A 4,887-nucleotide genomic window follows, 5' to 3' on the forward strand; every position below is an offset into this window, starting at 1 on the left:
GACGGGATCTGGGGCACGATCCGTGGCCTGGGAACGCTCATCGGTGTCGACGGGTGGGACAAGGCCGGTCAGGCCTGGACGGGGCTGGCGAAGCTCGCCACAGGCCTGGCCCTGACCACCTACCCGGGAGTGGGCACCGCGTTCTGGATGGCCGACGACAAGCAGCTCCCGTCGTGGCTGCGTGACTCGCGTAATGCGATGAAGGAGACGGGCAAGGCGCTGGTCGCCTGGGACGAGTGGGGCAAGAACCCGGCCCGCGCGGCCGGTGCGGTCACCTTCAACGTCCTGACCACCGTGTTCACCGGCGGTGGCGGTACGGCCGCGAAGGCGGGCACGGTGGCGAAGGTCATCAGCGTGGCCGGGAAGGCGGGCCGCCTCATCGATCCGATCACCTACATCGGCAAGGCCGGCTCGCTGGCGAAGATGAAGATCGGTGACCTGTTCGCGAACCTGGGCAAGGCCGACGGGGCGTTCCCGAAGATCGACGACGTGATCTGGAAGGACCTCCCGAAGGCCGACGCGCCCGGGATCACGTTCCCGCACCCCGAGGACACCGTCCGTCTCCCCGACGACGCGCTGGGCCGTCCGCAGTACTTCGACAAGACCTCGAACCAGCTCCTGGACCACAACGGGCTGCCCAAGCAGGACCTCACCGCGGTCCCCAAGGGCGTCGACCACCCGCTGGCCGAGGTCCCCAAGCACGAGAACGTCCCGGTCGGCGTCGGCGCCCACACCGCCGACGTCACCTCCCACACCCCCGGCGCCACGCCCTCCCGCACCCCCGGCGGCGCAGCCGACAACACCGCCCACAACAGCCACACCGAACCCGGCGGGGGCACAAGCACAGGCGGCCAAGACACCACCCCCACCGGCGGCACCCACCACAACGACACCCCGTCCACCGGCGACCACGACAACGGCCACGGCCCGGCCGTCCCCCACCAGGGCGCTGACCCGATCGGCGGTGGCGATCTTCCTTCGGGTGGCCATGGCCACCCGAACGAGACGAACGGGCCCGCAGGCTGGGAGCGGGCGCAAGGATCAGGCCCCCTCGAACGCGGAGGGACGCTGGAGCGGCAAATCCGGGAGCAGATTCGGGGCACCACGACCAAACACAGCGATCTTCCCGCAATCCTGGAAACGCTGGAAAATAACCCCGCCGGCCGCGAGATGGCGGACACCATCGCCTCGGGCCGCTTCAAGGACTCCGAAGGATTCGGGTACGTGGTCTCGAACCTCTCTCGCCCGGACGAAGCGTCCGGCTGTCTTGAGCAGATCCGCCTGGCCAACAGACTGCACGAACAGGGATTCACCGACCTCTCATTCGAAATCAAGCAGGGTGGACATGAGATCAAGCCCGGGGTGTTCACAGGCCCGAAGACCGACCTTGACCTGATGGTGCGAGAGGCAGACGGCACAGTTCACGGTTGGCAGTTCAAAGACATGACGGGACCCAAGTCGCCAGATGCGCCGGCCACGGTCGTCCGCAACATTTTCAAGAGCATGCATCAGCTCATCGACTCCCGTGCGGATGTCCAGACCTTCGTCGTCGAAACGAAGGCGTCGAAGGCTGAGATACTGACGCAGATCGACCGAATTCAGGAACGCTTCGACGCGAAGAACGTTCAGTTCGTCATCCGCACGCCGGACGGGGTCATCTTCGTGCCTCGTGATGGTCACTTCACACCGGAGGTAACGCCGTGATCGCCAGTACGCCCGTTGCCCGGTGGACCTGGGGCAGGGATACAGAGACCGCCGATTCCGTCCTGAGCTGCATCACCGACCTCGTGGCCGCCTACTCGGTCCTTGCCGATCACCGGTTGGCCGTGGGCGGGACAACCGTACATCTGGCCGTTCCGGAGTGGGGAAGTCCGCAGAGCTACCTCTTCGAGGGCGACCTCACGCTGTCTGCGGGGCGGGAAGAGGAGCAGTCCGCCGAACGCCTCGCCAGGCAGATCCAGCAGGCGCTTCGCCCCGGTCGCATCGGATCCGTCGACGCCCAGGCGATCTGCTCGGGAATGCGCGACGGTAAGACGGGCGGGCTGGAGAAGGGCATGTTCCTCCTGGGGGCCTCCGCGTTCGACGGGTTCGTCACCGTTGAGCTGATCACGTACTCGGACATCTGGATGAGCCATGACCTCAAGGGCCGCGCTCAGCCGACCCTCCACGACGCGAACGCACCGAGGCTGTCAGCAGCCCTCCGAGGCCTTGCCGAGGTGCTCGACTCGGAGACGGACCCGGAAGAGCCCACCTACTTCGCCAAGGCCACGGAGACGGGCGTCGAGAACTTCTTCGGCAGTGACGGGCGCGCCTCCGACGTGTGGGCCAGCTACGAAATTCCCTACAGGAAGCGAGCCTTCCGCAATGCCCCCGCCTTCGATGCCGCGTACAAGCGCTCTGCTGCTGGCCCGGTGCAGTGCATCCCCGTTTCAAACGCGCACGAAGTGGTCGTGGGGTACGCATGGGCCTCTGATGGCGAGGGGGCAGCGAGCTTCGAACCGCGAGACGCCGTCGGCGAGGAGGGGATCGAGGCGGGTCACCTCTGGTTGGAGCGCTTGGGCGCCGCCTATGAGCGTGGTCTATCCCCTTCACAGGCTCTCGCCGAATTCGCTGGGCGGACGGCGGGCGACGAGCCCTGGACTCTGGATCTGACTGCTCTTCGGGAGCTTGCGAGCGAGGGCCCGCCCGGTAATCACGTACGAACCGTGGGCGACTGATTCCCAGAGCCACCCTTCCAGCTCCCATCTCAGGCGGGAGCATTTACGGCGGGCGGCACTCTGGGTTTCACGAACTCCGCTCTTCGACCTCGTCGCCAGTCGCGTCCGACTGGACCCCTGGGAGGCACATACGGCGGCGGAGCCGCTGGTGTGGCTCGACAGAACAGCCTTCGACGCCATTGATCAGGCAGGAATTCGACACGAGCCGCGCCGAGCGCGACCCTTGAAGTCGGGACCAGGCGGTGGGCCGGGGACCGCGTGCCCGTCAGTTCGCGGACCAGAAGGTCCCAGCGGAGGCTGTGAACATAGGGCAGGCAGTCGAGGAACGCGCGCAGCAACTCCATGCCGCCCGGCTCCCACCTCGCCGTGACATCTACTACACCTCCCGACCCCTTCGCCCTGTTTTGCGCCATGCGGCGTGAGCGCCCGGTCTATGCGGATGAACACGCACGCCAGCGGGGGAAGAATCATTGCCGTGTACACCGAGATGCGTACGTCCGTACGAGATGGCTGGGGCCGGTGGTGCTGGGCAACAGCGGTGATGGGTGCACAAAGGAGTCACAGCGACTGATTCCACCCTTCATGCGACGCGTGGGCTTCGAAAGGATGGTCCCGACAATCCGGGCCGCCCGCACGGACGGGCGGCCTCCGGTCGCCGACCCAGAGGGGAACCACCATGTCAGCGCGCAAGACCCTGGCGATCACCGCCGCCACCGCGGCCCTGATCGCGGGGCCCGTCCTGTCCGCCCACGCCTCGACCACCACCCCGACCGACCAGCAGACCGTCTACGCCGGGCAGGCACGGGCCGCCGGCCTCTCCGGCCGGCAGGCCGGGCAGCTCCAGCGGCGGGTCGACGCCGTCCTCGCGAAGGACCCGCAGGCCCGCCAGGTCTCCGCGAACACACTCGCCACCGCCGGCGGCACCGTGACCGTCGCCGTCCCCGGCCGCGCCGAAACCCGCGACCTCGCCTCCCCCGACACCGCCCTGGCCTGCGGCAACGGCCACCTGTGCATCGTCGACGGGCGGGGCTACGCCTACGACTTCTACCGCTGCGGCTACTACGACTTCGACGGCGTCGGCGACGGCACCTTCAACAACAACCAGACCTCCGGCACCCGGGCCCGCTTCTACAACTCCGACGGCAGCGAACGCTGGTCGAACGTGGCCAAGTCCACCGGCACGGCCTCCTGGACCCCCGTCTACCACATCCGCCCCTGCTGACCGGACCCTCCGAAGGCGCCCCCGCCCCACCCCGGGCGGGGGCGCCTCCCCGCGCCACGGGCCTCACTCCCGCGCCTCGGTCACGAAGCCGAACCAGACGACCTTGACGCAGTCCCCCTGGGACACCGCCGCCCAGTCATCGGCACAGGCGGCGACGAGCCCGAGCCCGCGACCGCGGGTGTCGAGGAGCCCGGGGCTGCCGCCCCGGGGCCGCCGCTCGGGCGCGCAGTCGTAGACGTGGACGGTGACCCGCCGGCCCCCCAGTACGACCTCGACGGCGATCTCGGCGCTGTCGGTGTGCCGGTAGGCGTTGGTCACCACCTCGGACGCACACAGCCGCGCCCGCTCCTCCAACTCCCGGTACCCGGCCGCGCGCAGCACGGACACCACCCAGTCCCGCGCGATCCGGGGCGTATCGGCCCGGCCGGGCGCGGTCATCCGGTAGATCAGCGGCCGCCCGGGGGCGGTTTCGGCCTGACGTAAAGCACTCGTGTTCATCGCAGCTGTCTCCCAACGCGGTACGAGTTCGCGCCGTACGAGCCGTGCGTGGCATTGGCCGCCCCCAGGTGACACAGGTCAAGACGCGTGTCAGCGGCTGCACTTCGGTCCTACTGGCGTGCGACGCGGTACTGCCCAGGACCATAGGGGCAACTATGTACCGGTGCAACCTTGCCAGGACAGATCCACCCGACCGGTGGACCCATGGCAGGCTTACCGGCAGACTCGTGCCGAACGAGGGGAAGGGACACATGCCGCCGAGGGACAACCCGACCGCGCGCCAAGCGCGACTTGGTGCCGAGTTGCGGAAACTGCGCGAGTCAGCGGGCACGACAGCCCGGCAAGCGGCCGGACTACTGTCGGTCGACCAGGCAAAGATCAGCCACATCGAAGCAGGCCGTCTGGGCGTCAGCGAAGAGCGGGTCAGACGGCTCGCCACCTTCTACTCAC

4 protein-coding genes and 1 pseudogene are annotated in these 4,887 nt (G+C 68.3%); 4 read left to right on the forward strand and 1 reads right to left on the reverse strand.

Annotated elements, in window-relative coordinates; all coding sequences use genetic code 11:
- From ACZ5D2_RS40665 to ACZ5D2_RS40675, 3 genes and pseudogenes are all read left to right on the forward strand, one after another.
- Positions 1-1,704, forward strand: a pseudogene (locus tag ACZ5D2_RS40665) (hypothetical protein); the annotation flags it as partial.
- Positions 1,701-2,717 carry a hypothetical protein gene (locus tag ACZ5D2_RS40670; RefSeq protein ID WP_371677288.1) on the forward strand — a complete coding sequence of 339 codons (1,017 nt, stop codon included), beginning with the start codon at positions 1,701-1,703 and terminating at the stop codon, positions 2,715-2,717. The pseudogene ACZ5D2_RS40665 and the gene ACZ5D2_RS40670, both read left to right, overlap by 4 nt.
- A gap of 676 nt (positions 2,718-3,393) precedes the next feature.
- Positions 3,394-3,939 carry a hypothetical protein gene (locus tag ACZ5D2_RS40675; RefSeq protein ID WP_468936752.1) on the forward strand — a complete coding sequence of 182 codons (546 nt, stop codon included), beginning with the start codon at positions 3,394-3,396 and terminating at the stop codon, positions 3,937-3,939.
- Between the two features lie 63 nt (positions 3,940-4,002).
- On the opposite strand, the gene ACZ5D2_RS40680 is transcribed toward ACZ5D2_RS40675, so the two are convergent.
- Positions 4,003-4,437 (reverse strand): ATP-binding protein, encoded by a 435-nt coding sequence (locus ACZ5D2_RS40680; protein ID WP_468936755.1) that lies wholly within the window; start codon positions 4,435-4,437, stop codon positions 4,003-4,005.
- A gap of 251 nt (positions 4,438-4,688) precedes the next feature.
- Here ACZ5D2_RS40680 and ACZ5D2_RS40685 point away from each other — a divergent pair.
- A partial coding sequence (locus ACZ5D2_RS40685) for a helix-turn-helix domain-containing protein (RefSeq protein ID WP_468936758.1) occupies positions 4,689-4,887 on the forward strand: 199 nt, incomplete at its 3' end.

The organism is Streptomyces sp. NPDC031479 (genome assembly GCF_055581065.1).